The sequence below is a fragment of the Saccharomonospora iraqiensis subsp. paurometabolica YIM 90007 genome, from assembly GCF_000231035.2.
GTDB classification, from domain to species: Bacteria; Actinomycetota; Actinomycetes; order Mycobacteriales; family Pseudonocardiaceae; genus Saccharomonospora; species Saccharomonospora paurometabolica.
The window spans coordinates 124,662-124,906 of record NZ_KI912261.1; the positions used below are offsets into that span (position 1 = coordinate 124,662).

The 245-nt window shown below is 80.0% G+C and carries 1 pseudogene; it reads left to right on the forward strand.

Annotation, left to right across the window (positions count from 1 at the left end):
* Positions 1-245: pseudogene (locus tag SACPADRAFT_RS33565) on the forward strand (aldehyde dehydrogenase family protein); the annotation flags it as partial.

Genomic DNA, 245 nt, shown 5'->3' on the forward strand with positions numbered 1-245 from the left:
CCGGGCACCGCTGTCCGCCCTCGGGCTCGGCGAGGTGCTGGCCGAGGCCGACCTGCCCACGGCCGCGTTCTCCGTCCTCCCCGTCGACGACGACACGGCGGACGTGCTCGCCGCCGACCCGCGGCTGACCCGGCTGCCCGCTCCCCCCACGGACGGGCTGGCGACCGTGGTCCTCGCCGACTGGCCCGACCCGGACACCGCCGCCCACACCGCCACGGCGACGGTCGGCGCCGCCGGCCCGTTCG